Below are 24,910 nucleotides of genomic sequence, written 5' to 3'. Positions count from 1 at the left end.
GGTTCTGTGGTCATGTCGAAGCTCAGTTCCTGGTGGCCGACAGCTCGCCGGGGCTGCCCGCGGCCGCGCTGCCGGGACGGCAGGTCAGCACCAGGATCGCCAGCGTGAGCACGTAGGGCACGGTGTTGAAGAGGTGGTAGCCCCAGCCGATGCCGATCGACTGCAGCGCCGGGCCGATGGCGCCCGCGCCGCCGAAGAGGAAGGCCGCGCCCACGCAGCGCAGCGGGCTCCAGCGCGCGAAGATCACCAGCGCCACCGCGATCAGGCCCTGGCCGCTCGAGATGCCCTCGTTCCAGCTGCCCGGATAGAACAGTGTGAGCGAGGCGCCGCCGAGCCCCGCGATGAAGCCGCCCGCGGTGGTGGCCGCGATGCGCAGGCCCGAGACCGAATAGCCGAGCGCGCGCGTGGCCTGCGCCGAATCGCCGGCCATGCGCACCAAGAGGCCGATGCGCGTGCGCGCGAAGCCCCACCACAGCAGCAGCGCGAGCGCCAAGCCCACCGGCACCAGCGCGTTGAGCTGCAGCGCCGAGCGCACCACCGGGTTGTCGCTCCAGAAGCCCAGCGGGATCGCGGGAATCTGCGGCGCCTGCGGCTGGATCAGCGGCTTGCCGAGGTAGAACGCGAGCCCGGTGCCCAACAGCATCAGCGCGATGCCGGTGGCCACGTCGTTGACGCGGTCGAGCGAACACAAGAGGCCGTGCAGCAGCGCGAGCGCCGCGCCCGCCGTCGCGCCGATCAGCACGCCGAGCCAGGCCGAGTCGGTGAGGTACGCGCCGCCGAAGGCCGCCATGGCCGACAGCACCAGCACGCCCTCGAGGCCGAGGTTGATGCGGCCCGACTTCTCGGTGAGGCATTCGCCCAGGCTCACGAACAGGAAAGGCGCGCCCACGCGCAGCGCGCCGCCGACGATGCCGGCCACGAGTGCGATCCACTGGTCGGCGGTCATGCAACGGAACTCCTGTCGTAGCTCTTCGCTTCGGGCAGCATGCGGTCGCCGAACTTCTTCCAGTTGACCGTGCGCAGTCCCTCGCTCGCGAGGATCAGCACGAAGGCGATGCCCTGCAGCACCAGCACCGAGGCATCGGGCAGGCCGACGCGCCGCTGCAGCAGGCTGCCCGCGGCGCCGAAGCCGCCGAACAGGATCGCCACCGGCACGATGGCCGCGGGGTTGTGGCGCGCGATGAAGGAAACGAGGATGCCCGCGTAGCCGTAGCCCGCGATCAGCGAGGCGTTGGCGTTGGTGTGCACCGCCGCCACCTCGATCGCGCCGGCCACGCCCGCGCAGGCGCCGCCGAGGCCGCAGGCGCCGAGGATCAGCCGCGTGGCCGGCAGCCCCACGAGCTGCGCGGTGCGCGGGTTGCCGCCCACCACGCGCACCGAGAAGCCCGAGGGCGTGGCGCGCAGCCAGGCCGCGAGGCCCAGGCAGGCGACGATGCCGACCACCAGGCCCCAGTGCACGTCGGAACCGCCGATGCCGCCGATCAAGAGGCCGTCGGGCAGGGTGTGGGTCGAGGGCTTGTTGAGGCTCGCGGGATCGCGCAGCGGCCCTTCGACCAGGTGCTTGAAGATGCCGATCGCGATGTAGGCCAGGAGCAGGCTGCTGATGGTCTCGTTGATGCCGCGGTACTGGCGCAGCCAGCCCGCCAGCATGATCCACAGCGCGCCGACCGCCGCGCCCGCGATGCACAGCAGCGTGATGCCGATCACGCCCGAGGGCAGCGGCAGCGCATGCGCGAGCGCCGCGCAGGCCAGGCCGCCGAACACCAGCGCGCCCTCGCCGCCGATCACGATCAGCCCGGCGCGCGCGGGCAGCGCCACGCACAGGGCCGTGAGCATCAGCGGCGCCGCGCGCTGCAGCGTGTTCTGCCACGAGAACCAGTCGCCGAAGGCGCCCTTGAACAGCGTGGTCCAGACCTCCACCGGATCGACGCCCGCGAAGGCGACGACCAGGCCGAAGACCAGCAGCGCCGCCGCGATGGCGAAGACCGGGAGGGCGAATTCCTTGAGCGCGTTGCGCATGGCGATGCGATGGACGGCGCTGCGCTCAGACGGAGCCGAGCACGCCTTCGACCAGGTAGTTCATCTTCTCGAGCTCGAGGTCGGTCTGCTTGAGCACCTTGCCCGCGGGCACCACGACCGCGCCCTTGTTGTCCTTGATGCCGTCCTTGAAGATGTCGAAGGTGCCCGCGATCATCTTCGCCTTGATGTCGTCGGCCTGCTTCTTCGCGGCGTCCGGCACCATCGGGCCGTAGGCCGACATCTTCACGTAGCCTTCCTTGAGGCCGCCGCGCAGGAAGTTGGGATGCGGCTTGCCGGTCTGAGCGGCCTCGATCGCGGTCTTGTAGGCGGTGAGCCAGTTCCACTCGGCGCCCGTGAGGTAGGCGTTCGGCGCGAGCTTGGCCTGGCTCGCGTGGTAGCCGCAGACCATCTTGCCGCGCTTGGCGGCCGTCTCGACCACCACCTTGGGGCCGTCCACGTGCATGGTGAACACGTCGCAGCCCTGGTCGGCCAGGCTGTTGGTGGCCTCGGCCTCCTTCACGGCCATCGACCAGTCGCCCGTGAAGATCACGCTGCAGGTGATGTTCGGCTTGACCGAACGCGCGCCCAGCGTGAAGGCGTTGATGTTGCGCAGCACCTGTGGGATCGGCTTGGCCGCGACGAAGGCGATCTTGTTGCTCTTCGTCATGTGGGCGGCGATCACGCCGTTGAGGAACTGGCACTCGTCGATGTAGCCGAAGAAGCTGCCGACGTTCTTCGGATGCTTGCCCTCGGTCCAGAGGCCGCCGCAGTGCGAGAAGCGCACGTCGGGGTTCTTGGGCGCCACGGCCAGGATGTGCGGATCGAAGTAGCCGAAGGAGGTCGGGAACAGCAGCTTGGCGCCGTCCTGCGCGATCATGCCCGACATGGTCTTCTGCACGGCCGCGGTCTCGGGCACGTTCTCCTCTTCCACCAGCTTGATGCCGGGCAGCTTCCTGATCTCGGCCGCGGCCTGCGCGTGTGCCTGGTTGTAGCCGTAGTCGTCGCGCGCGCCGACGTAGATCACGCCGACGGTGAGCGGCTTGGCCTGCGCGCGAGCGAAGGGGCTCAGCGCACCGAGGGTGCCGGCCGCGCCGAGGGCGGCCAGGGTCTTGAGGGAATCGCGGCGATTGGGTTGGCTCGTCATGCTGTGCTTTCGGGAGGGTGGAGGTGGGGGTGCAAGAAATGGGCCCTGCGTCGGAACGTGCTCTCAGGCGCCGAGCAGGCTCACGTGCGCGGCGACCACGCGCCAGCCATCGGCCGTGCGCATCCAGGTCTGGCTCTGGCGGCCGGTGCGTTCGCTGCCTTCGCGGCGGAACTCGCAGTTGGCGGTCGCGAAGTCGCGGCCGTAGGTGGTGACGACGACGCGCAGCAGCTCGCGCGCGAGCCCCTGCGCGGGGCGCGAAGCGCGGAAGGCCTGGATCGCCTCGTAGCCGTAGAGGTTCTCGGTCGCGCCGTAGCGCAGCGTGGTCGGGCTGGCCCAGAACAGTTCGTCGAGCACCTCGACCTCGTTGTTCACCAGCGCGTGCTCGTAGCGCGCGAACACGGCCTCGACTTCGGCGAGCACGTCGGGCAGGTTGATCTCGGGAGTGGTCATGAAGCTGGGTGTCCGTCGGTCGTCAAAGGGTGGCCACGGGCGCGCGCGCCACGCCCGCGTCCTCGAGCGCCGCGGCCACGCGCAGCGCGAGGTCTTCGCGCCAGGGCGCGGCGATCAGTTGCACGCCGATCGGCAGCCGCGCATGCGCGCCCCACACCGGCACGCTGCACACCGGCAGGCCGATGCACGAGATCGGCTGGGTGAGCAGCCCCATGTTGGGCCGCACCGGCAGGCTCTGGCCGTTGATCTCGAAGCGCTCGGCGCCCACCGGCGTGGCGGCGCTCGGCGTGGCGGGCGCGAGCAGCACGTCGAAGCGGCCGAACACGCGCGCCACCGCCTCGGCATAGGCGCGGCGCACGCGCTGGGCGCGCGCGATCCAGGCGGCGGGCAGCAGCGCGCCCGCGAGGAAGCGGTCGCGCGACAGCGGCTCGAAGTCGTGCGCGCGGCGGCGCAGGTCGTCGAGGTGCAGCGCCGCGCCTTCGGCGTTGGTGATCAGGAAGGCAGCCGCGCGGCCGGCCTCGACCAGCGGCAGCTCGACGCTGGCGTGCGCGGCCAGCGCATCGGCCACGCGGTCGACCGCGGCGTTGGCCTCGGCGCCGGCGTTGGCGCGGAAGTAGCCGCCGAGCACGCCGATGCGCAAACCCTGCGTGCCGCGCACCAGCAGCGGCGCCACCGGTTCGACCGCGCGCTGCGTGCAACCGGGGTCGCGCCGGCCGGCGGGATCCTCCGGCCCCTGCATCGCGTCGTAGGCCAGCGCGAGGTCGCGCGCCGAGCGCGCGAAGGGCCCGAGGTGATCGAGGCTCGAGACGAAGGGATAGCTGCCGCTGCGCGGCAGCCGCCCGAAGGTGGGCTTGAGGCCGAACACGCCGCACAGCGAGGCCGGCACGCGGATCGAGCCGTTGGTGTCCGAGCCCAGCGTGAGCGCGACCTGCCCCGCGGCCACGGCCGCGCCCGAACCGCCCGAGGAACCGCCCGCGATGCACGAGAGGTCGTGCGGATTGCGCGTCGGGCCCTCGTGGCTGTTCTCGGTGGTGAAGCCGTAGGCGTACTCGTCCATGTTGAGCGCACCGACCAGCACCGCGCCCGCGCGCTCGAGCCGGCGCACCAGCAGCGCGTCGGCATTCGCGGGCGCGGCCTCGCGCTCGATCTTCGAGCCGGCCAGGGTGGCGATGCCCGCGATGTCGAACAGGTTCTTGACCGCGAAGGGCACGCCGAGCAGCGGCAGTTCGCGCGTGCGCTCGGCCGTGGTCGAAGCCAGCGAGGCATCGACCTGCGCGGCACGGCGCAGCGCGCGTTCGCGCAGCACGGCGGTGAAGGCGTTGACGCGGCCGTCGGTGGCCTCGATGCGCGCGAGACTGGCTTCGGCCAGCGCGCTCGCGCTGACCTCGCCGCGGCGCACCGCCTCGGCCATGGCGCTCGCGTCGCTGGCGATCAGGCTGGCGGCGTTCATCGGCCGGCCTCCGAGGGCGAAGCCGGTGCCACGGGCACGAACTGCACCGCGGCCTCGTCGTGCACCGACAGCGGCACCGCCTCGACGGTGGCCGCGAAGCCGGCCGCGAGCGCGAAGTAGCGCAGCACGCCCTCGCGGTGGGCGGGCGAGAGCGGCAGGCCGAGCGCGGCCGCGGCCGCGTCGACGTGGCGTTCGATCTGTTCGGGCGTCATGGCGTCGTCCCCTTTCAACGGCGCACTTCGCGCTGGAAGATGTCGAGGCTGAGCTTCTTCATCGCGACGAAGCTCTCGGTGCTCAGGGTCTCGACCGTGCGCGGGCGCGCATCGCCATAGCGCAGGATCTCGGCCACCTTGGTCGGGCGTTTGGTCAGCAGCAGCACCTCGTCGGCCAGGTACACGGCCTCCTCGAGGTCGTGCGAGACCAGCAGCATGGTGGTGCCGGTCTGCATGAACACCTCCTGCAGCTTCTCGCGGATGAACAGCGTCATCTCGAAGTCGAGCGCCGAGAAGGGCTCGTCGAGGAACAGCACCTCGGGGTTCGGCGCGAGCGCGCGCATGATCGACGCGGTCTGCTGCTGGCCGCCCGAGAGCTCGTAGGGAAAGCGCTTGAGGTCGAACTTGACGTCGAAGGAGGCGACCAGCTCCTCCATGCGGCGATCGACCTCGGCCTTGCTGCGGCCTTCCAGCTTCAGCGGATAGGCGATGTTGTCGATGGTGCGCATCCACGGGAACATCGCCTCGCGGTAGTTCTGGAACACGTAGCCGATCTTGGTGTCCTTGCGCTGTTTCCCGTCGAACAGGATCTCGCCGCTGTCGATGGGGATCAGCCCCGCGATCATGTTGATCAGCGTGGACTTGCCGCAGCCGTTGGGACCGAACACCGAGACGATGCGGTGCTTGGGGATGTCGAGGTCGAAGTTCTCGTACAGCGGCCAGCCCGCGAAGTACTTGGTGAGGCCGCGGATGGTGATGTGGGTGCCGGCCGGGCCGGGCTTGAACACCGGCTTGGGCACGTCGGCATACACCGGACCGTTGACGACGATGTCGGGCGTGGCTTTCATCGGCCGCTCCAGTGAACGATGCGGCGCTCGGCCACGAGGAAGAGGATGTTGAGCACGTAGCCCAGCGCGCCGGCCGCGAGGATGGCCGCATACATGCTCTTGACGTTGAGCACCTGCTGCGCGTCGATGATGCGGTGGCCCAGGCCGTTGTCGGAGCCGATGAACATCTCGGCCACGATCACGATCACCAGCGCCATCGAGACCGCCGAGCGCAGGCCCACGAAGCTGGGCTGCAGGCTCTCCCACACCAGCACGTCCTTGAAGATCTGCCAGCGCGAGGCGCCCATCACGCGCGCCGCCATCACGCGCTGCTTGCGCGCATTGATCACGCCGTAGGCGCTGTTGAACACCACGATCAGCAGCGCGCCGAAGGCCGCGATCGCCACCTTGTTGATGTCGGACACGCCGAAGATCAAGAGGAACAGCGGGATCAGCGCCGACGAGGGCGTGGAGCGGAAGAAGTCGATCAGGAACTCGACGCTGCGGTAGGCGCGCTCGTTGCTGCCCAGCAGCACGCCCAGCGGCATGCCGACGATGGCGGCGATCGCGAAGGCCTGCACGGTGCGCCACACGGTGACGGCGAAGTCGAGCAGCAGCGGCCCGCCCGCCAGGCCGGTGATGAGCGCGGCCACGGTGTCGGCCGGCGAAGGCAGCAGGATCGGCTTGATGAAGCCGAGCCGCACCACCAGGTCCCAGACGATGAACAGGACGACCGGCCCGATGGCCGGCAGCCAGCGCTCCCAGGCGGGCGCCTTCGGTGCCGCAGAGGCGGCGGCGTTGCCCGCGGGCGGCGCCCACGGGGAGGCGGTGGTGCTGCTGTCGGCCATGGCGTCAGGCCTTGTAGAGCAGGCTGTCCACCAGGACCTTCTTCTCGAAGATCCCCTTCTCGGTGAACAGGTCGTAGAACTTCTGGAAGTAGGCGACGTCGCTGGGCTTGAACTCGTTGTAGAGCATGTACGAGGCCAGCGGCACCTCGGCCGTGAGCTTGCCCTCGATGGCGGTGTAGCCCTTCATGTACTGGCGCGCCTCGTCGGGCTGGCTGCGCACCAGCTCCACGCCGCGCGCATAGGCGGCGATGTACTTCTTCGCGGCGTCGGGGTTCTTCTTGAGGAACTCGGTCGTGAGGCTGGCGGCGCCGCCATGCCACGGCGCCATCGGGTCGCCGAGGATGTAGCGCGCGACCACGCCGGCCTCGAGCACGCGCGTGGTGCCGTTCATGCGGCCCACGGTGCCGGTGGGCTCGAGCGTGTAGCAGGCATCGACCTGCCCCGCCACCAGCGCGGCCACGTGCTGGCCGATCGGCAGCTCGCTGACCGACACGCCCTTGGCGCCCGCGCGCTCGAGCATGGTCTTGCACAGCGTGACGTTCTGGATGCCCGGGCCCGAGGCCACCTTCTTGCCCGCGAGCTCGGCCATGGCCTTGATCGGGCTGTCCTTGGCGACGATGAACTCGTCGAGCACGAACTTGGCGTTGCTCGGGTTGGTGCAGAAGATCTTGAACAGGCCCGGCTGCGCGATCTCGCCGATCGCGAGGTTGGCCGAGCCGGTGCCGTTGGCGCTGCCGTCGCAGCGGCCCGCGAGCATGGCTTCCATCACCTGCTGGGCGCCCGCGAACTTCTGCGGTTCCACGTCGAGCCCCGCTTCCTTGAAGAAGCCGCGCTCGACCGCTGCGAAGAAGGGCAGGCCCGCGGCCACCGGCCAGAAGCCGACGCGGATCTTCGGTGTCGCCTGGGCGCGCACGATCGCCGGCGCGGCGAGCACCGCGAGGCCGGCGGCGCCGGCCTGCAGCACCTGTCGGCGCGAGGCGGAGGAAGGAAGGTCGGAGATGGACATGGAAGACTCCTCGGTCGGGGTTCGAAGACAACAGGGATTCAGGCGGCGCGGCTCGCGAGGTAGGCGCGCCAGCCGCCATGGCGCGTGACCTCTTCGGCGCCGGCCAGCGCATGGCCCTCGCAGATGAAGCCGTGCACCCAGCGACCGTCGGCCAGCTCGACGCTGCCCAGGCCCAGCGGCGCGGGGATCAGCGCGAGGAAGCCGCCGACCTCGGCCAGCGGCAGGTCCCACACCTCGAGCGCGATCGCGGCGCCGCCCTCGGCACTGCGCTGCAGGCCGGGCTTGGGCGGCACGGTGCCGGGCAGTGCGTACAGGCGGTAGCGCGGCGCGGTCTGGATGGCCTCGCGCAGCACGGCGCCGCGCTCGGTGAGCTGGCCGTTGAGCGGCATGCCGCTGAGGTGCGCGCCGACCACGGCGATCGGCAGCGTGGCGGCCTGCGCCGGCACGAGGCCATGGATGGGGCCACGGATCGGCCGCGGCGCGGGCAGCGGTTCGCCGGTCGCGCCCTGCGCGAGGCCGGTGGCATGGTGGTAGCGCTGGCCCAGCTCGGCCAGCGCGAGATCTCTGCCGCAGCGGCCGATCAGCGTGATGCCGAAGGGCAGGCCGTCGGGCCGCAGGCTGCTGGGCACCGAGAGCGCGGCGTAGTCGAGCAGGTTGACGAAGTTGGTGTAGGCGCCGAGGTTGCGGTTGAGCGCCACCGGGTCGGCGCGCATCGCGTCGCGCGTGTAGTGCGTGGGCGCGGTGGGCACCAGCAGCACGTCGATGTCGCGCCACATCGGCTCGGCCTGCTGCGCGAGCGCGCGCAGCCGGGTCTGGGCCTCGAACACGTCGGCGGCGTTGTAGCCGCGGCCCTGCGCGAGGATGCCGCGCACGGGCTCGACCACCTCGGCCTCGTGGCGATCGAAGAAGGCGCGCACCGCGGCATAGCGCTCGGCCACCAGCGCGCTGTCGTAGAGCAGCGCGGCGGCCTCGGCCAGCGGCGCGAAGGGCACGGCGACGGCCGTGCCGCCCAGCGCCTCGAGGCGCCGGCGCGCATCGGCGAAGGCGGCCTCGGCGAGCGTGTCGCCGAAGAAGGCGAGGCGGTCGGGCACGCCGAAGCGGAACGCGGCGGGGAAGGGCTTGGCATCGAGCGCGATGTCGCGCGAATAGGGGTCGCGCGCATCGAAGCCGAGCGCGGCCTGCAGCACCTCGACCGCGAGCGCGACCGTGCGCGCGAAGATCGAGACGCAGTCGACGCTCTGCGCGGCCGGCACCACGCCGGCGGTGCTCAGCAACCCGCGCGAGGGCTTGAGGCCGACGATGTTGTTGAGGCCCGCGGGCACGCGGCCCGAACCGGCGGTGTCGGTGCCGAGCGCGAAGTCGGCCTCGCCGGTGGCGACCACGCGCGCCGAGCCCGAGCTCGAGCCGCCCGAGACATAGCGTGCATCGAAGGCATTGCCGACCTCGCCATAGGGCGAGCGCGTGCCGTTGAGGCCGCAGGCGAACTGGTCGAGGTTGGTCTTGCCGAGCAGCGACGCACCGGCATCGAGCAGCCGCTGCACCACGGCCGCATGGACGGCCGGCAGGCGATCAAAGGCCGGGCAGGCGGCGGTGGTGGGGACGCCGGCGACGTCGATGTTGTCCTTGACGGCGAAGCGCAGGCCCGCGAGCGGGGCGGGGGCGGAAGCGGGCGTGGCTTCCCGCGTGTCGTCGTTCTCGCGCGTCAGCGGCTGCGCGAAACGCAGGATCCACGCCGCGGCGGCCGGGTCTTTCTCGTCATGCACCATGATCAGGCATCCAAACTTGTGTACAAGTCGAGATGCAAGCGGCGTGCCAGCGTGCGCGCGCCGCTGCCGACGCGCTTATGGCATCAGCCGCTCAGGTATTTATGTATGGCTCCCTCCCCCGCTGGGGGAGGGTTGGGGTGGGGGCACCGGGCCTCGCCATCGTTGCAGGCCTTGTCCACCGCCCGGTGCCCCCATCCCGGCCTTCCCCCAGAGGGGGAAGGAGGAAGACCTCAGCTCTTCTTGGCGTCCCGGTACAGGTTCTCCACCTTCGGCAGATTCGCCTGCAGCTTGGCGATCCGGTCCGGCCCGCTCGGGTGGGTCGAGAGAAAGCTCAGCCCGCCCTGGTTCTTCGAGGCCGTGGCCATCTTGTTCCACAGCGACACCGAGGCCTTCGGGTCGTAGCCGGCGCGCGCCGCGAGTTCCAGTCCGACGAGGTCGGCCTCGGTCTCGTCGCCGCGGCTGAACTTGAGCGTGAGCAGCTGGGTGCCCGCGCGCGCGGCGAGGTCGCCGACCTGCCCCAGGCCGAGCAGCTGCGCACCGATCGAGAGCGCGGCGCCGGTGCCCGCGCTCTTGGCCATGCGGGCGCGCGCATGCTCGCGCAGCGCATGGGCCATCTCGTGGCCCATCACCATCGCGACCTCGTCGTCGGTGAGCTTGAGCTGGTCGAGGATGCCGGTGAAGAAGGCGATCTTGCCGCCCGGCAGGCAGAAGGCGTTGATCTGCTTGCTGCCGATCAGGTTGACCTCCCACTTCCATTGCCGCGCGCGGCTGTTCCAGGGCGTGGCGAAGGGGATCAGCCGGTTGGCGATGGCGCGCAGCCGCTGCAGCTGCGGATTGCCGTCGCCCGCGAGCGCGTTCTTGGCGCGCGCCTGCTGCAGCAGTTCGCCGTACTGCTGGCCGCCCGCGGCCTCGATGCGGTCGGCCGGCACCAGGTTGCGCGCCACCGAGGCATTGCCGACGTCGACCTGCGCGAGCGCCGGCCCGCTGAGCACCGCGCCGGCCGCGGCCAGCAGGAAGGCGCGCCTCGGCTGCCAGGCCGAGGCATGGGAGGGAACCGGGGCAAAGCGATCGCAGCGTGTGCACATATGGGGCCGGATGATAGGAACAAATGAAGACGTCTTGGTGGATGACCCGGCGGCCTGCAGGCGCGGCGCTCATGGACAATCGCCCCCACATGTCTTCCGTCCCGCCCGCCGAATCCACCGCCGCCGGTTCCCCGCCCTGGCGCGACGCCCTGAAGGTCTACCTCGAACCCGCCACCTTGCGCATGCTGGCGCTGGGCTTCTCGGCCGGGCTGCCGCTGCTGCTGGTGCTGGGCACGCTGAGCTTCCGGCTGCGCGAGGCCGGCATCGACCGCGCCACCATCGGCTACCTGAGCTGGGTCGGCCTGGCCTACGGCTTCAAATGGGTCTGGGCGCCGCTGGTCGACCGGCTGCCGCTGCCGCCGCTGACCACGCTGCTCGGGCGCCGGCGCGGCTGGCTGCTGCTGGCGCAGGGCATGGTGATCGCGGGGCTGGTCGGCATGGCGGTCAACGATCCGCGCCAGGGGCTCATGCCGATGATCTGGTGCGCGCTGCTGGTGGCCTTCGGCTCGGCCACGCAGGACATCGCGCTCGACGCCTTCCGCATCGAGTCGGCCGAAACCCGCAAGCAGGCGGCGCTGGCCGCGGCTTACCAGACCGGCTACCGGCTCGCGATGATCTGGGCCGGGGCCGGGGTGCTGTGGGTGGCGGCCTGGGCCGAGGTCGCACCGGTCGCGGCAGCGGCGGGTGCGGCAGCTGGCGCGGCCTACCAGAACGGCGCCTGGAAGACGGCCTACCTCGTGATGGCCGGCTCCATGATCGTGGGCGTGCTCACGGTGCTGCTGTCGCCCGAACCCGCGCAGCGCGCGCTGTCGGCGCCGCGCAATGCCGCCGAATGGCTGCGCGACGTGCTGGTCGAGCCCTTCGCCGACTTCATCCGCCGCTACAAGTGGCAGGCGGTGCTGATCCTGTCGCTGATCGCGATCTACCGCATCAGCGACGTGGTGATGGGCATCATGGCCAACCCCTTCTACGTCGACATGGGCTTCACCAAGGACGAGGTGGCCACGGTCAGCAAGATCTACGGCGTGGTCATGACGCTGGTGGGCGCCTTCGTCGGCGGCGTGCTGTCGATGCGCCTGGGCGTGATGCGGGTGCTGATGCTGGGCGCGGTGCTCAGCGCGGCGAGCAACCTGCTGTTCGCCTGGCTGGCCTCGCGCGGCCACGACCTGACGGCGCTGATCGCCGTGGTCTCGGCCGACAACCTCGCGGGCGGCATCGCCTCGGCGGCCTTCATCGCCTACCTCTCGAGCCTCACCAACATCAGCTACTCGGCCACGCAGTACGCGCTGTTCAGCTCGCTGATGCTGCTGCTGCCGAAGTTCATCGCCGGCTACTCGGGCGTGTTCGTCGACGCCTACGGCTACGGCACCTTCTTCTGCGCCACCGCCCTGCTCGGCGTGCCGGTGCTGGTGCTGGTGGCGCTGGCCTCGCGCACGCTGGCCGCGCGTGCGGACAGCGGGAAATCCTGACCCGGCCCCATAGGAAACCGCCGACACGGCCCCACCCCCGCAACTGGTAGGCTTTGCGCTGCTTTCCCCAGACCCGAGCACAAGAACTACTCCTCCAACCGCGTCACCGCCCAGCCACGTCCACACCGTGCCCGCCCGCATTCCCCCCCTCCAGATCAGCGCCTACACGGCCACCTCGGCCGTCGGCGTCGGCAAGGAGCCGCTTGCCGAAGCGCTCGAACATTCGCGCAGCGGCCTGCGCGCCAACGACTTCGGCCCCGCGCCGCTGCCGACCTGGATCGGCCGCGTCGACGGCCTCGAAGAGCTCCGCCTGCCCGATGCCCTCGCGCACTGGGACTGCCGCAACAACCTGCTGGCCTGGCTCGGCCTGCAAGCCGACGGCTTCCTCGAGGCGGTGGCCGCGGCGCGCCAGCGCCATGGCGCGGCGCGCATCGCGCTGATCCTCGGCACCTCGACCTCGAGCATCGGCGAGACCGAACTGGCCTACACCCAGCTCGACGCCGACGGCCATTTCCCGCCCGCGCAGCGCCGCCCGGCGGTCCACACGCCGCATTCGCTCGCGATGTTCGTCCAGGAAGTGCTGGGCCTCGAGGGGCCGAGCGAGACCATCTCCACCGCCTGCTCGTCGAGCGCCAAGGTGTTCGCCTCGGCTGAGCGGCTGATCCGCCTGGGCCTGGTCGACGCGGCCGTGGTCGGCGGCGTCGACACGCTGTGCGGCAGCGTGCTGTTCGGCTTCAACTCGCTCGAGCTGGTGTCCGGCGGACCCTGCCGGCCCTTCGATCCGGAGCGCGACGGCATCAGCCTGGGCGAGGCCGCGGGCTTCGCGCTGCTCGAGCGCGCCGACGCGGCTTCCGCCACCGGATTGCAGCTGCTGGGCTATGGCGAGGCCAGCGACGCGCACCACATGTCGACGCCGCATCCCGAGGGCCTGGGCGCCGAGCGCGCGCTCGACGAGGCGCTGGCGCGCGCCGGCCTCGCGCCCGAGGCGATCGACTACATCAACATGCACGGCACCGCGAGCCAGAAGAACGACGAGGTCGAGGGCGCGCTGGTGGCGCGCCGCTTCCCGGCGCGCACGCATGCGAGTTCGACCAAGGGCTTCACGGGCCACACGCTGGGTGCCGCGGGCATCGTCGAGGCGGTGATCAGCCTGCTGGCGATCGAGCGCGGCCTGATGCCGGGCACGGTCAACTCGGCCGCGCTGGACCCGGGCTTCGGCCCGCAGATCCGGCTCGCGCCGGCGCACGGCGAGGTGCGCTACGCGCTCTCCAACTCCTTCGGCTTCGGCGGCAACAACTGCGCGCTGGTGTTCGGCAAGGCGGCGGGAGCATGAGCACCACGCCGACGATCTACCTCGAGGGTCCGGCCTTCTGGACCCCCACCCTGCCCGGCTGGGAGGCCGCGCGCGCGGCCTTCCGCGGCGAGGGCGCGCTCACCGATCCGCCGGCCAAGCGCCCGTCGCCGCAGGTGCTGGCCCCGGCCGAGCGCCGCCGCGCGCCCGACACCGTGGCGCTGGCGCTCGAGGTCGCGGCGGCTGCCATCGCGGGGTCGGGCCGGCAGGCCGTCGACCTGCCCTGCGTGTTCGTCTCGGCGCACGGCGACCTGTCGATCAACGACTACATGTGCAGCACGCTCGCCACCGATCCGTCGGTGCTGTCGCCCACGCGCTTCCACAACTCGGTGCACAACGCCGCCGTGGGCTACTGGACCATCGGCACCGGCTGCATGGCCGCGAGCAATTCGATCTCGGCCTACGACAGCAGCTTCGGCGCCGCCCTGCTCGAGGCCGCGGCGCAGTGCGCGGCCGACCGGGAAGCCGTGCTGCTGGTGGGCTACGACGCGCCCGCTTCCGGCCCGCTGGCGGCCGTGACGGGCAGCCAGGGCCAGCTCGCGCTGGCGCTGGTGCTGGCGCCCGAGCCCACCGAACGCACGGTGGCGGCGCTCGACTGGTCGCTGGCCAGCGGCGACCCGGCCGGCACGGCGCCCACTTCCGACGCGGCGAAGACGCTCGCGCAGTTCAACCCGATGGCGCAGGCGCTCGGTCTGTTCGAGGCGCTCGCGCGGCTCGACGGCCCGGCCGGCGCCGAAGTGGCGCTGCCGCTGTCCCCCACCCTCTCGCTGAAGCTGCAGTTGCGGCCCGGCGGACACTGACCAAGGAAACCGGATGAAGCCGACCGCCCCCCGCTACGACGCAGTGATCATGGGTGGCGGCCTGGCGGGGCTCACGCTCGCGCTGCAGCTGCGCCAGCGCTTTGAGGACATCTCGGTGCTCGTGCTCGAGCGCCGCGCGCACCCGGTGCCGCACGCGGCGCACAAGGTGGGCGAATCCTCGGTGGAGATCGGCGCCCACTACTTCGACACCGTGCTGGGACTGAAGCCGCACTTCCACAACGAGCAGCTGCGCAAGTTCGGCTTCCGCTTCTTCTTCAGCGAGGGCCGGCGCGACATCGACGGCGTGACCGAGATCGGCGCCAGCCGCTACCTGGCGGTGCCCAGCTACCAGATCGACCGCGGCATCCTCGAGAACTATCTCGCGCAGGAGGCCGCGCGCCACGGCGTGCACTTCGCCGACGACGCCTTCGTGCGCCGCATCGAGCTGGCCGAGGACGGCGCCACCCACCACCGGCTGCAATGGACCCAGGGCGGCGAAACGCGCGAGACCGAGGCGCGCTGGCTGATCGACGCCTGCGGGCGCGCGGGCCTGCTCAAGCGCAAGCTGGGGCTGGCGCAGCCCAACGACCACGACGTCAACGCCGTGTGGTTCCGCATCGGCGAGCGCATCACCATCGACCACTGGAGCGACGACGAGGCCTGGCGCGCGCGCTGCGACCCGCAGGCGCGCTGGCTGTCGACCAACCACCTGGTGGGCGCGGGCTACTGGGTGTGGCTGATCCCGCTGGCCTCGGGCTCGCATTCGGTGGGCATCGTGGCCGACCAGAAGCTGCATCCGCTGGCCACCATCGACACCTTCGACAAGGCGATGGACTGGTTCGCCACCTACCAGCCGCGGCTCTACGAGGCGCTCGACGGCAAGCGCCACCTGCTGCAGGACTTCGCGTTCCTGCGCCACTTCTCGTACGGCTGCAAGCAGGTGTTCTCGGACCGGCGCTGGGCGCTGACCGGCGAGGCCGGCCTGTTCCTCGACCCCTTCTATTCGCCGGGCAGCGACTTCATCGCCATCGGCAACACCTACATCACCGACCTGATCGCGCACGACCGGCGCGGCCGCTCGATCGAGGCGCGCGCGCAGCTCTACGACCAGATCTACCACTCGTTCTACGAGAGCACGCTGGCGCTCTACCAGGACCAGTACCCGCTGTTCGGCGATCCCGAGGTGCTGCCGGTGAAGGTGATCTGGGACTACGCCTACTACTGGGGCGTGCTGTCGCAGATCTTCTTCCAGGGCCGGCTCACCGACCTGGCGCTGCTGGGCAGCGTGCGCGACGAGCTGCAGCACTGCCAGCGCCTCAACCTCGCGGTGCAGGCGCTGCTGCGCGCCTGGTCGGGCGCGAGCGAGAAGCGCAACCGCGCGGCGATGCTCGACCAGGCCTCGATGCCGTGGTTCGCCGAGCTCAACCGCAGCCTCAACGACCGGCTCGACGACGCGGCCTTCAAGGCACGCATCCGCGCCTCGACCGCGCAGCTGCGCCGGCTGGCCGGCGAGATCCTCGCGCGGGCGCGCGACTGCGATCCGGCGCTCGAGGCCGCCGCGCTCGAGGCCCTGCTCGCGCAGCCCGACTACGGCGGCGCGGAGCGGCTTTCGGCGGCGCCGCGCGAAGACGAGACCATGCTCTTCGCCGTGCCGGCCGGTTGACATGGCCGCACGAGGTTTACGCAACTTTACGGAGCGTTCAAGCCAGCTTGCTCCCGGTGGACCACCATGAAGCGCATGAGCACCCCTCAACTCCTGATGATCGAAGACGACCAGCGCCTGGCGCAGATGGTCGGCGAATACCTCACCCAGTCGGGCTTCGGTTTCAACCATGCCGGCGACGGCGCCAGCGGCCTCGAGCAGCTGCAGCAGCACGCGCCCGACCTCGTCATCCTCGACCTGATGCTGCCCGACACCGACGGCCTCGAGGTCTGCCGCCGCATCCGTGCGCTGCCGGGCGCGATCTCCAAGGTGTCGGTGCTGATGCTGACCGCCAAGGGCGACCCGATGGACCGCATCATCGGCCTGGAGATCGGCGCCGACGACTACCTGCCCAAGCCCTTCGAGCCGCGCGAGCTGCTGGCGCGCATCCGCGCCGTGCTGCGCCGCCGCGGCGAGAGCAGCACCGAGGCCGAGGCGGCGTCGATGATGCGTTTCGGCACGCTCGAGATCGACCGCAACGCGCGCACCGTCTCGGTGGCCGGCCAGGTGGCCGACCTCACCTCCTACCAGTTCGACCTGCTGGTCGCGATGGCCGAGCGCGCGGGCCGCGTGCTGACGCGCGACCAGATCATGGAAGCCGTGCGCGGCCGCGAGCTCGAGGCCTTCGACCGCTCGATCGACGTGCACATGGGCCGCATCCGCGCGGCGATCGAGGTCGACGCCAAGAATCCCAAGCGCATCCTCACGGTGCGCGGCGTGGGCTACGTGTTCGCCAAGCAGCAGGACTGAACAGCCGACGGGTCATTTCCGTCTCGCTTGCGGCACCTCTTTCAAAAAGCGCCGGCCCGAAAGCCGCCGCCCCACATCTCCCCATGATCAATCTGTACTCCCGCCATCTCTACGTGCGCATCTGGCTCGCGGTGGTCGGCGGCGTGGTGATCCTCACGCTGATGGCCAACTGGATCGTGCGCGTGGCGGCCGAGGCCGAGCGCGAACGGCTGGCGCCGGTGCCGCGCGAGGTGGTGGTGCTCGACGCGCAGGACAAGCAGATCGGCGCCGGCAAGGCACTGCGCGTGCCAGGCCAGGGGCTGGAATTCGACGTGACCCTGAGCGACGGCAAGGAGATCACGCTGCGCGTGGCGCCGCGCGAGCGCGCCACCGGCACCAGCGGCTTCGCGCCCTGGCGCACGCCCTTCGGCCTGGGCTGGATGATCGCGCTGGTCGGCGTGGCGGTGGCGCTCGGCGTCTATCCGATCGTGCGCCGGCTCACCAAGCGGCTCGAGACGCTGCAGCGCGGCGTACAGCGCTGGGGCGAGGGCGATCTGTCGGTGCGCGTCACCGAGGAAGGGCAGGACGAAGTGGCCGATCTCTCCAAGCGCTTCAATGCATCGGCGGTGCGCATCGAACAGCTGGTGCGCTCGCACAAGTCGCTGCTGGCGAATGCCTCGCACGAGCTGCGCTCGCCGCTGACCCGCATCCGCATGAGCCTGGAGCTCATGGGCGACCAGCCGAGCCCCGCGGCGCGCGCCGAGATCTCGCGCAACATCGCCGAGCTCGACCAGCTGATCGACGAGATCCTGCTGGCCAGCCGGCTCGACGCCAGCGAGGCCGACATGGGCACCATCGAGGCGGTCGACCTGACCGGCCTGGCCGCCGAGGAATGCGCGCGCGTCGACGCCGAACTCGACCTGGTGGAGGGCACCGACAACGCGGCGCTGACCGTGCCCGGCGTCTCGCGGCTGCTGCGCCGCGTGATCCGCAACCTGCTCGAGAACGCGCGCCGCTACGGCGCCGGCGAGATCTCGGTCGAGCTCGGCAGCGCCGACGGCCAGGCCACGGTGCGCGTGAACGACCGCGGCCCGGGCGTGCCGGCCGCGCTGCGCGAGCGCATCTTCGAACCGTTCTACCGGCTGCCGGGCGCGAGCGAGCGCAACGGCGGCGTCGGCCTCGGGCTGGCGCTGGTCAAGTCGATCACCGAGCGCCACGGCGGCACGGTGCGCTGCGAGGACCGGCCCGGCGGCGGCGCGAGCTTCGTGGTCCGGCTGCCGCGCGGCTGAGGCCCGGCGCGGCCGGAAGTCCGCGCGCCCCGGGCCGAAGTCAGGTTGCGCCGGAATCCGGCCCCCTAGAATTCGCGCCCTATGCAGAGATCGCACATCGTCCGGCCCGCGGCCATGTTCTGGGGGCTCGCGGTGTACATGCCGGTCGGCGTCACCTACCTCTCGGCCCTGCTGCTGCTGGTCGCCCTGCTGGTCGCGGGCAACGGCCGCGAACGCATCGCGCGGCTGCGCGCCAATCCGCTGTGGTGGCCGGTCGTGGCCTATGTGGCCTGGACCCTGATCGTGCTGGCCATCCGGCCGCACTATCCCGAGACCCCCTCGAACCTGGTGCACGGGCTGCGCATCGCAGCCACGCTGCTGATGGCGATGGCGCTCGCGCGCGACGAGGCGATGTGGGCGCTGCGCGGTTTCCTGCTGGTCTCGGCGCTCAACCTGCTGCTGGTGGTGGTGTTCTACGCGGTCGGCGGCTTCCACATCTGGGCGCCGCTGCGCGGCGTGGTGATGGAGGTCGGCAACAAGTCGATCAGCAATGCGCTGCTGTTCAGCGTGGTGGCGGCGACGGCGGCGGTCTGGGGCCTGTCGCGGATCGCCGCGCACCGGCCGCTGCGCGCGCTGCCGGCCTTCGCGCTGGTGCTGCTGCTGGTCGCGGTGGTGGCGCTGCCGCTGACCTCGCGCACCTCGGTGCTGGCGCTGATGCTGGTGCTGCCGCTGGTGTGCATCCACCAGTGGCGCAGCCACCTGAAGGCGCTGTCGGCGGCGCTGATCGTGGGCGCCGTGGTGCTCGGCGCGGGCCTCTACCAGTTGCCGCAGCTGCAGCAGAAGGTCGAGGTCGGCATCCAGGAAGTCGAGAAGGCCCAGGCCGGCGAGATCTTCCACGGCAGCATGGTCATCCGCTACTTCATGTACCGCGACACCGGCCGCATGATCGCCGACCGGCCGCTCACCGGCTGGGGCATCGGCGGCTGGACCGAGCAGTGGCACCAGCGCGGCCCCGCGCTGTTCGCCGACTCGAACATGCCGCACAACGACTTCCTCTGGATGGGCGCGCAGGGCGGCCTGCCGGGGCTGCTGAGCCTGCTCGCGATCATGGTCGCGGCCGTCTGGCAGGCCTGGAAACGGCCCGACATCGCGGGCCGCTATGCGCTGGCCGCGACCCTGATCGCGCTGATCGCCTCCTGCGTGAACTCGGCGCTGCGCGATGCCCAGATCGGGCTGGCGCTGCTGTGGATCGCGATGGTCTACCTGCGGCTGGCGCAGGAGCGGCAGGACCCCGAGCCCTGGCGCGACCTCTGGCCGGGCCGGCGGATCGGCGGCGAATCCGAGGCCTCGAAGCGCGCGGCGGCACCGGGCTGACTACGAAATCCCGGCACTAGACGACTGGTCTAATCGGCGCTAGAGTCCGGCGCCATGACTGCCGTCGCCACGCCTCCCGACGTTCGCCGCCACATCCTCGACGTGGCGCATCCGCTGTTGCTGCGCAAAGGCTTCACGGCCGTCGGGCTGGCCGAGGTGCTGAGCCTGGCCAAGGTGCCGAAGGGCTCGTTCTATCACTACTTCGGCTCGAAGGAGTCCTTCGGCGAAGCGGTGCTCGAGGCCTATTTCAGCGACTACCTCGCGCGCACCGACGCCCTGCTGGCCGAGTCGGGCACGGGCGCGCAGCAGCTGGTCGCCTACTTCCAGGACTGGCTCGACTCGCAGACCGGCGACGACGCCCAGAGCCGCTGCCTTGTGGTGAAGCTGGGCGCCGAGGTCTGCGACCTGTCCGAGACCATGCGCGCGGCGCTGGACCGCGGCATCCGCCAGATCACCGACCGGCTCGCGCGCTGCATCGAGACCGGCCGCGCCGACGGCTCGCTGCCGGCCGCCGAGGCCGGCGATCCCGCGCAGAGCCAGGCCCAGACCCAAGCCGTTTCGCTCTACCAGAGCTGGCTCGGCGCCAGCCTGCTCGCGAAGATCGCGCGCGACCGCGCACCGCTCGACCGCACCATGGCCGGCACCCGGCAGGCGCTGGGTCTGGCGCCCGTTCCCACCCCGGTCGGCTGAGAGGCGGGACGACCGATGTCGCTCCCGCCTTTTTTGCGGCCCATTTCTAGACGACCGGTCTAATTACCTGACAGGTCATCGCCCTTCCACCACCCAGGAGCTCCTGCCCATGCCCCAAAGCGACACCGTCAACCGCCGCCTCGTCCTCGCCGCTCGCCCGCGCGGACTGCCGACGCCCGCGCACTTCCGCCTCGAGGAGGGCGCCGTGCCCGCGCCCGCCGAGGGCCAGGTGCTGCTGCGCACGCTGTACCTCTCGCTCGACCCCTACATGCGCCAGCTGATGGACGAGGTCGCGCCGATCTACGCGGCCTCGGTGCCGCTGGGCCAGCCGATGGTGGGCGGCACGGTCAACCGCGTCGTGGCCTCGAAGCACCCGCAGTTCCGCGCCGGCGAGCTCGTGCTCGGCAACGCCGGCTGGCAGGACTATGCGCTGTCCGACGGCCAGGACCTGATGCCGCTGGGCGACATGGCGCGCCCTTCGCTCGCGCTCGGCGCGCTCGGCATGCCGGCCTTCACCGCCCACGTGGGCCTGCTCGACATCGGCCAGCCGAAGCCCGGCGAGACCGTGGTCGTGGCCGCGGCCACCGGCGCGGTCGGCGCGATGGTCGGGCAGATCGCCCGGCTGAAGGGCGCGCGCGTGGTCGGCATCGCGGGCGGCGCGGACAAGTGCCGCCACGCGGTCGAGGTGCTGGGCTTCGACGCCTGCCTCGACCGCCACGATCCCGCGCTGGCCGAGCGCCTCGCCGCGGCCTGCCCCAAGGGCATCGACGTCTATTTCGAGAACGTCGGCGGACCGGTGTTCGACGCGGTGCTACCGCTGCTCAACATCGGCGCGCGCGTGCCGGTCTGCGGCCACATCGCCGACTACAACGCCGACGGCGAAACCCAGGGGACGAACCGCCTGCCGCTGCTGATGGCGTCGCTGCTGCAGAAGCGCATCCGCATGCAGGGCTTCGTCATCCTCGACCACTACGGCGATCGCTTCGAGGCCTTCCGCCGCGAGATGGACGACTGGATCGAACGCGGCGAGGTCCGGCCGATGGAAGACGTCGTCGAGGGCCTGGAGCACGCGCCGGCCGGCTTCATCGGCCTGCTGCAGGGGCGCAACTTCGGCAAGCGCGTGGTGCGCGTGGCCGACGAGGGCTAGTTGGCGAACAGCGCGCGGATGCGCGCGTCGTGCGCCTCGATGTTCGGCGCATGCGCCGGAGCCAGCGTGCGCAGGAAGGCCGCGTTGGCCTGCGCCTGCGCATCCAGCTGCGCATCGTGCGTCTCGGCCGCGCGCTCGATCGCGGCGGCCGCTTCGAAGACCTCGAACTCGGGGTAGTAGTAGCCCACCTCGCGCAGGAACGGCGAGTTGTGCACCAGTGCGTAGTTGCCGTACAGCGCCTCGTACAGCAGGTAGTTGAGCCCGTTCTCCCACTGGTGCGAGACCACGATGTCGGTGTGGTGCGCGGCCCATTCGACGAAGGGCCCGCGCGGGTCGGCCGTGGCCTTGCCGTCCTGCACCATGCGCAGCCCCAGCGCGATGTGCTTGAAGGCCGTGTTCTCCTTCTTGTCGAAGGTGTTCGTCATGTAGACGTGCTGCACGAGCTCGGGCCGCCGCACATGGCATTCGTTGGCCGCCAGCATCGGGATCAGCGAACTCTTGACCACGTTGAGGTTCGGCTCGAAGAAGGCGATGCGCTTGGCCCGGCCCTGGTTGCGGTAGCCGAAGCGTGCCTTGAGTTCGGGGTTGGCGGCCAGGCTCCGGTCGAGGAAATACGGCGACCACACGTGCGGCAGCACATGCACCGGTGCGCGGTACACGGCCTCGAAGTAGCTCTTGCAGGTGTGGGCGTGCTGCGGGTTGGTCCAGAGCTCGTCGAACTGCACGCGGTGCGGGTTCGGCAGCCAGGGATTGGCCTGGAAGTTGATGGTCTCGACCGCCACCACGTAGTCGTTGCCGAAGCGGTAGGACACGCAATGCCCGCCGCGCTGGCGCACCGCCTCGACATGCGTCGGATGAACGAAGGCGTTCATCTCGATCAGCAGGTCGGTCTGGTGGACCACCGCCGAGAGCGGCCGCAGCGCGCCGGCCAGCTCGCCGAGCATCATGCCCTCGGCATAGGCGGCGACGCCATCGCCGTGCACCAGCCAGACCTCGCCCACCAGCGGCGAGCGCTTCAGCAGCATGTAGAGGTACACGCAGTGCTGGTTGGCGCCGTTGAACCAGATCGATTGCTGCACATCGGCCCGGATCTCCATCGTGATCGCGACGTTGATCTTCATGGATGTTCCGGGCCTCCCCCGGTCTCTTCTTCTATCGCCGCGTCAGTGCCGCGCGGAAACCACCTCGCCGGCCTTGAGCCGGTAGGTGGTGCCGCAGTACGGGCACCTGGCCTCGCCGGTGCGCGCCACGTCCAGGTAGACCTTGGGGTGGCTGTTCCAGAGCTTCATGTCGGCCTTGGGGCTGGGGCAGAACACGCCGCCCTGGTGGTTGAGCTCCTTCGCGAGGAGTTCGACGACTGCAGTGGTGGACATGTTCTTCAGACCTTCGTGAGCCAGTGGGCGTACTTGGGGTTCTTGCCGTTCACGATGTCGAAGAAGGCCGCCTGGATCTTCTCGGTGACCGGGCCGCGCGCGCCGCCGTCGCCGCGGTTGCCGATCTCGACGCGGTCGAGTTCGCGGATCGGCGTGACTTCGGCCGCGGTGCCGGTGAAAAAGGCTTCGTCGGCGATGTAGACCTCGTCGCGCGTGATGCGCTTTTGCACCAGCTCGATACCGAGGTCCTTGCACACGTGCAGGATGGTGTTGCGCGTGATGCCGTTGAGCGCGCCGGCCGACAGGTCGGGCGTGTAGACCACGCCGTTCTTGACCACGAACACGTTCTCGCCCGCGCCCTCGGACACGAAGCCGCTCGCGTCGAGCAGCAGCGCCTCGTCGTAGCCGTCGTCCAGCGCTTCCATGTTGGCGAGGATCGAGTTGGTGTAGTTGCTGACCGTCTTGGCCTGCGTCATCGTGATGTTGACGTGGTGGCGCGTGTAGCTCGAGGTCTTCACGCGGATGCCGCGCTTCATGCCTTCCTCGCCGAGGTAGGCGCCCCAGGACCAGGCCGCGACCATGGCGTGGATCTTGTTGCCCTTGGGGCTCACGCCGAGCTTCTCGGAGCCGATCCAGATCAGCGGGCGCAGGTAGCAGCTCTCGAGCTTGTTCTCGCGCACGACCTGCTTCTGGGCCTCGTTGAGTTGTTCCTGCGTGAACGGAATCTTCATGCGCAGGATCTTGGCGCTGTTGAACAGGCGCTCCGTGTGCTCGGCCAGGCGGAAGATCGAGGTGCCGCCGTCGGCCGTCTTGTAGGCGCGCACGCCCTCGAAGGCGCCGCAGCCGTAGTGCAGCGTGTGGCTCAGCACGTGGATCTTGGCGTCGCGCCAGTCCACGAGTTCGCCATCCATCCAGATCTTGCCGTCACGGTCGTCGAGCGAGGGGGGGATCGAGCTCATTTCCTGATTCCTTTGGGAGCTTTTGCAGAAAGCCTTCAGCGGGGGGAGGCTGTGGGGTGCGGCCTGAAGGCCGCCAAAGCCGCCGATTTTACGGCGCCGTGCCGCTCTTGCCTGACCGGCGCCCCGGGCCATGCACCGCCGGTGGCGCGAACCGGCCCGGGGCCGCGACAATGGCCGGTTCCGCCAAACAAGCGATTGAAGGGAAAGATTCTCCGTGTCCGTATTCAAGAACGTCATCGTCTACCGCATCGAGCCCGGCTGGTCGCAAACGCTGGCCAAGGCCGAGGAAGGCCTGGGCAAGCAGCGCTTCGAGCCCTGCGGCGCCTCGCAGGAGAAGTCGGCCGGCTGGGTCGAGCCGCGCGGCGAGGCCCACGGCCCGCTGGTGGAATCCATCGACGGCCAGTGGCTGCTCGAGTACATGATCGAGAGCAAGTCGGTGCCGGGCTCGGTGGTGCGCCGCAAGCTCGACGAGCGCTGCGCGCAGATCGAGGCCACCACCGGCCGCAAGCCCGGCAAGAAGGAAAAGAAGGACCTCAAGGAGGACATCACGCACGAGCTGCTGCCGATGGCCTTCACGCGCACCGCGCGCGTCACGGTGTGGGTCGACCAGGCCGAGCGCAGGCTGGTGGTCAACAGCTCCAACGCGGCGCGCGCCGACGAGGTGGTCAGCAGCCTGGTGCAGAACTTCACCGGCTTCGGCACGATGCAGCTCAACACCCAGATCGAGCCGGCCGCCGCCATGTCCGAATGGCTGGCCTCGCAGGAGCCGCCCGCGGGCTTCACCATCGACCGCGAGTGCGAGCTCAAGGCCACCGACGAATCGAAGGCCGTGGTGCGCTATGCCAAGCACCCGCTCGACATCGACGAGGTCAAGCAGCACATCGCCGACGGCAAGCGCCCGACCCGCCTCGCGCTGACCTGGGACGACCGCGTGTCCTTCGAGCTCACGCACGGCCTGCAGATCCGCAAGATCGTGTTCCTCGAGGGCACCGACGAAGGCGCCGGCGGCGGCAAGAAGGAAGACAACTTCGACGCCGACGTGGCGATTGCCACCGGCGAGCTGGGCCAGCTGGTGCCGGCGCTGCTCGACGCGCTCGGCGGCGAGGCGGCGTTCACCGCGGCGCCGGCCGAGGAAGCGCCGAAGGCCGCTGCGGCGGTGGCCACGGCCGAAGAGGAAGACGCGCCCTTCTAAAGAATTCGGACAGCCGAACGCAGAAGTCGCGAAGGTTTCGCAGAGGTCG

Annotated in this window: 24 protein-coding genes; 10 read left to right on the top strand and 14 right to left on the bottom strand. The window is 70.5% G+C overall.

Annotated elements, in window-relative coordinates:
* Positions 1 to 22: 22 nt before the first annotated feature.
* From INQ48_01670 to INQ48_01620, 11 genes are all read right to left on the bottom strand, one after another.
* Positions 23 to 946: an ABC transporter permease gene (locus INQ48_01670; GenBank protein ID QRF58004.1), complete on the bottom strand. Its 924-nt coding sequence runs from the start codon at positions 944 to 946 to the stop codon at positions 23 to 25.
* On the bottom strand, positions 943 to 2,019 hold the full coding sequence (locus tag INQ48_01665; GenBank protein ID QRF58003.1) for an ABC transporter permease: 1,077 nt from the start codon (positions 2,017 to 2,019) through the stop codon (positions 943 to 945). Before INQ48_01665 ends, INQ48_01670 begins: the two co-directional genes overlap by 4 nt.
* A 25-nt stretch (positions 2,020 to 2,044) precedes the next feature.
* The gene (locus tag INQ48_01660; protein ID QRF58002.1) at positions 2,045 to 3,163 is read right to left on the bottom strand and encodes a BMP family ABC transporter substrate-binding protein; all 1,119 of its coding nucleotides are present in this window, start codon (positions 3,161 to 3,163) and stop codon (positions 2,045 to 2,047) included.
* A 63-nt stretch (positions 3,164 to 3,226) separates the two neighbouring features.
* On the bottom strand, positions 3,227 to 3,613 hold the full coding sequence (gene hpxZ / locus INQ48_01655; GenBank protein QRF58001.1) for an oxalurate catabolism protein HpxZ: 387 nt from the start codon (positions 3,611 to 3,613) through the stop codon (positions 3,227 to 3,229).
* Between the two features lie 22 nt (positions 3,614 to 3,635).
* The gene (locus INQ48_01650; GenBank protein ID QRF58000.1) at positions 3,636 to 5,063 is read right to left on the bottom strand and encodes an AtzE family amidohydrolase; all 1,428 of its coding nucleotides are present in this window, start codon (positions 5,061 to 5,063) and stop codon (positions 3,636 to 3,638) included.
* Positions 5,060 to 5,275, bottom strand: coding sequence for a DUF4089 domain-containing protein (locus INQ48_01645; protein ID QRF57999.1), 216 nt, complete (start codon positions 5,273 to 5,275; stop codon positions 5,060 to 5,062). The genes INQ48_01650 and INQ48_01645 overlap by 4 nt, the downstream gene beginning before the upstream one ends.
* 14 nt (positions 5,276 to 5,289) lie before the next feature.
* Entirely contained in the window at positions 5,290 to 6,123 is an 834-nt protein-coding gene (locus INQ48_01640; GenBank protein ID QRF57998.1) for an ABC transporter ATP-binding protein, read from the bottom strand.
* Complete coding sequence (locus INQ48_01635; GenBank protein QRF57997.1) at positions 6,120 to 6,950, bottom strand: ABC transporter permease; 831 nt, start codon at positions 6,948 to 6,950, stop codon at positions 6,120 to 6,122. The genes INQ48_01640 and INQ48_01635 overlap by 4 nt, the downstream gene beginning before the upstream one ends.
* 4 nt (positions 6,951 to 6,954) lie before the next feature.
* The gene (locus INQ48_01630; GenBank protein ID QRF57996.1) at positions 6,955 to 7,956 is read right to left on the bottom strand and encodes an ABC transporter substrate-binding protein; all 1,002 of its coding nucleotides are present in this window, start codon (positions 7,954 to 7,956) and stop codon (positions 6,955 to 6,957) included.
* 38 nt (positions 7,957 to 7,994) lie between these two features.
* Positions 7,995 to 9,722: an allophanate hydrolase gene (gene atzF, locus INQ48_01625; protein ID QRF57995.1), complete on the bottom strand. Its 1,728-nt coding sequence runs from the start codon at positions 9,720 to 9,722 to the stop codon at positions 7,995 to 7,997.
* A 230-nt stretch (positions 9,723 to 9,952) separates the two neighbouring features.
* The gene (locus INQ48_01620; GenBank protein QRF57994.1) at positions 9,953 to 10,807 is read right to left on the bottom strand and encodes a M48 family metallopeptidase; all 855 of its coding nucleotides are present in this window, start codon (positions 10,805 to 10,807) and stop codon (positions 9,953 to 9,955) included.
* Positions 10,808 to 10,878: 71 nt separating this feature from the next.
* Here INQ48_01620 and INQ48_01615 point away from each other — a divergent pair, with 71 nt between their 5' ends.
* From INQ48_01615 to INQ48_01575, 9 genes are all read left to right on the top strand, one after another.
* Positions 10,879 to 12,276, top strand: a complete 1,398-nt coding sequence (locus INQ48_01615; protein ID QRF57993.1) for an AmpG family muropeptide MFS transporter — start codon at positions 10,879 to 10,881, stop codon at positions 12,274 to 12,276.
* Positions 12,277 to 12,403: 127 nt separating this feature from the next.
* Complete coding sequence (locus tag INQ48_01610) at positions 12,404 to 13,609, top strand: beta-ketoacyl-[acyl-carrier-protein] synthase family protein (protein ID QRF57992.1); 1,206 nt, start codon at positions 12,404 to 12,406, stop codon at positions 13,607 to 13,609.
* Positions 13,606 to 14,427, top strand: a complete 822-nt coding sequence (locus tag INQ48_01605; protein QRF57991.1) for a beta-ketoacyl synthase chain length factor — start codon at positions 13,606 to 13,608, stop codon at positions 14,425 to 14,427. The genes INQ48_01610 and INQ48_01605 overlap by 4 nt, the downstream gene beginning before the upstream one ends.
* Before the next feature lie 13 nt (positions 14,428 to 14,440).
* Complete coding sequence (locus INQ48_01600; GenBank protein QRF57990.1) at positions 14,441 to 16,090, top strand: NAD(P)/FAD-dependent oxidoreductase; 1,650 nt, start codon at positions 14,441 to 14,443, stop codon at positions 16,088 to 16,090.
* A 66-nt stretch (positions 16,091 to 16,156) separates the two neighbouring features.
* Positions 16,157 to 16,879 carry a response regulator transcription factor gene (locus INQ48_01595; GenBank protein QRF57989.1) on the top strand — a complete coding sequence of 241 codons (723 nt, stop codon included), beginning with the start codon at positions 16,157 to 16,159 and terminating at the stop codon, positions 16,877 to 16,879.
* A gap of 83 nt (positions 16,880 to 16,962) precedes the next feature.
* Entirely contained in the window at positions 16,963 to 18,147 is a 1,185-nt protein-coding gene (locus INQ48_01590) for a HAMP domain-containing protein (GenBank protein QRF57988.1), read from the top strand.
* Between the two features lie 81 nt (positions 18,148 to 18,228).
* On the top strand, positions 18,229 to 19,500 hold the full coding sequence (locus INQ48_01585) for an O-antigen ligase family protein (GenBank protein QRF57987.1): 1,272 nt from the start codon (positions 18,229 to 18,231) through the stop codon (positions 19,498 to 19,500).
* Between the two features lie 54 nt (positions 19,501 to 19,554).
* Positions 19,555 to 20,190, top strand: a complete 636-nt coding sequence (locus INQ48_01580) for a TetR/AcrR family transcriptional regulator (protein QRF57986.1) — start codon at positions 19,555 to 19,557, stop codon at positions 20,188 to 20,190.
* 109 nt (positions 20,191 to 20,299) lie between these two features.
* Positions 20,300 to 21,337: an NADP-dependent oxidoreductase gene (locus INQ48_01575; GenBank protein QRF57985.1), complete on the top strand. Its 1,038-nt coding sequence runs from the start codon at positions 20,300 to 20,302 to the stop codon at positions 21,335 to 21,337.
* Here the strand turns inward: INQ48_01575 and INQ48_01570 are convergent.
* Genes INQ48_01570 through INQ48_01560 form a run of 3 tightly spaced genes read right to left on the bottom strand, consistent with a single transcriptional unit; the run spans position 21,334 to position 23,669 of the window.
* A complete protein-coding gene (locus tag INQ48_01570) occupies positions 21,334 to 22,458 on the bottom strand; it encodes a DUF2827 domain-containing protein (GenBank protein ID QRF57984.1) in 1,125 nt (374 codons plus the stop codon). The genes INQ48_01575 and INQ48_01570 overlap by 4 nt on opposite strands.
* A gap of 42 nt (positions 22,459 to 22,500) precedes the next feature.
* Positions 22,501 to 22,710: a zinc-finger domain-containing protein gene (locus INQ48_01565; protein QRF57983.1), complete on the bottom strand. Its 210-nt coding sequence runs from the start codon at positions 22,708 to 22,710 to the stop codon at positions 22,501 to 22,503.
* A gap of 5 nt (positions 22,711 to 22,715) precedes the next feature.
* A complete protein-coding gene (locus INQ48_01560) occupies positions 22,716 to 23,669 on the bottom strand; it encodes a branched-chain amino acid transaminase (protein QRF57982.1) in 954 nt (317 codons plus the stop codon).
* A gap of 214 nt (positions 23,670 to 23,883) precedes the next feature.
* Here INQ48_01560 and INQ48_01555 point away from each other — a divergent pair, with 214 nt between their 5' ends.
* A complete protein-coding gene (locus INQ48_01555) occupies positions 23,884 to 24,861 on the top strand; it encodes a recombination-associated protein RdgC (GenBank protein ID QRF57981.1) in 978 nt (325 codons plus the stop codon).
* Positions 24,862 to 24,910 lie beyond the last annotated feature (49 nt).

Origin of the sequence: Variovorax paradoxus (assembly GCA_016806145.1) — a bacterium.
Classification (GTDB): Bacteria; Pseudomonadota; Gammaproteobacteria; order Burkholderiales; family Burkholderiaceae_C; genus Variovorax.
This window is presented reverse-complemented; position numbering and strand designations above follow the sequence as displayed.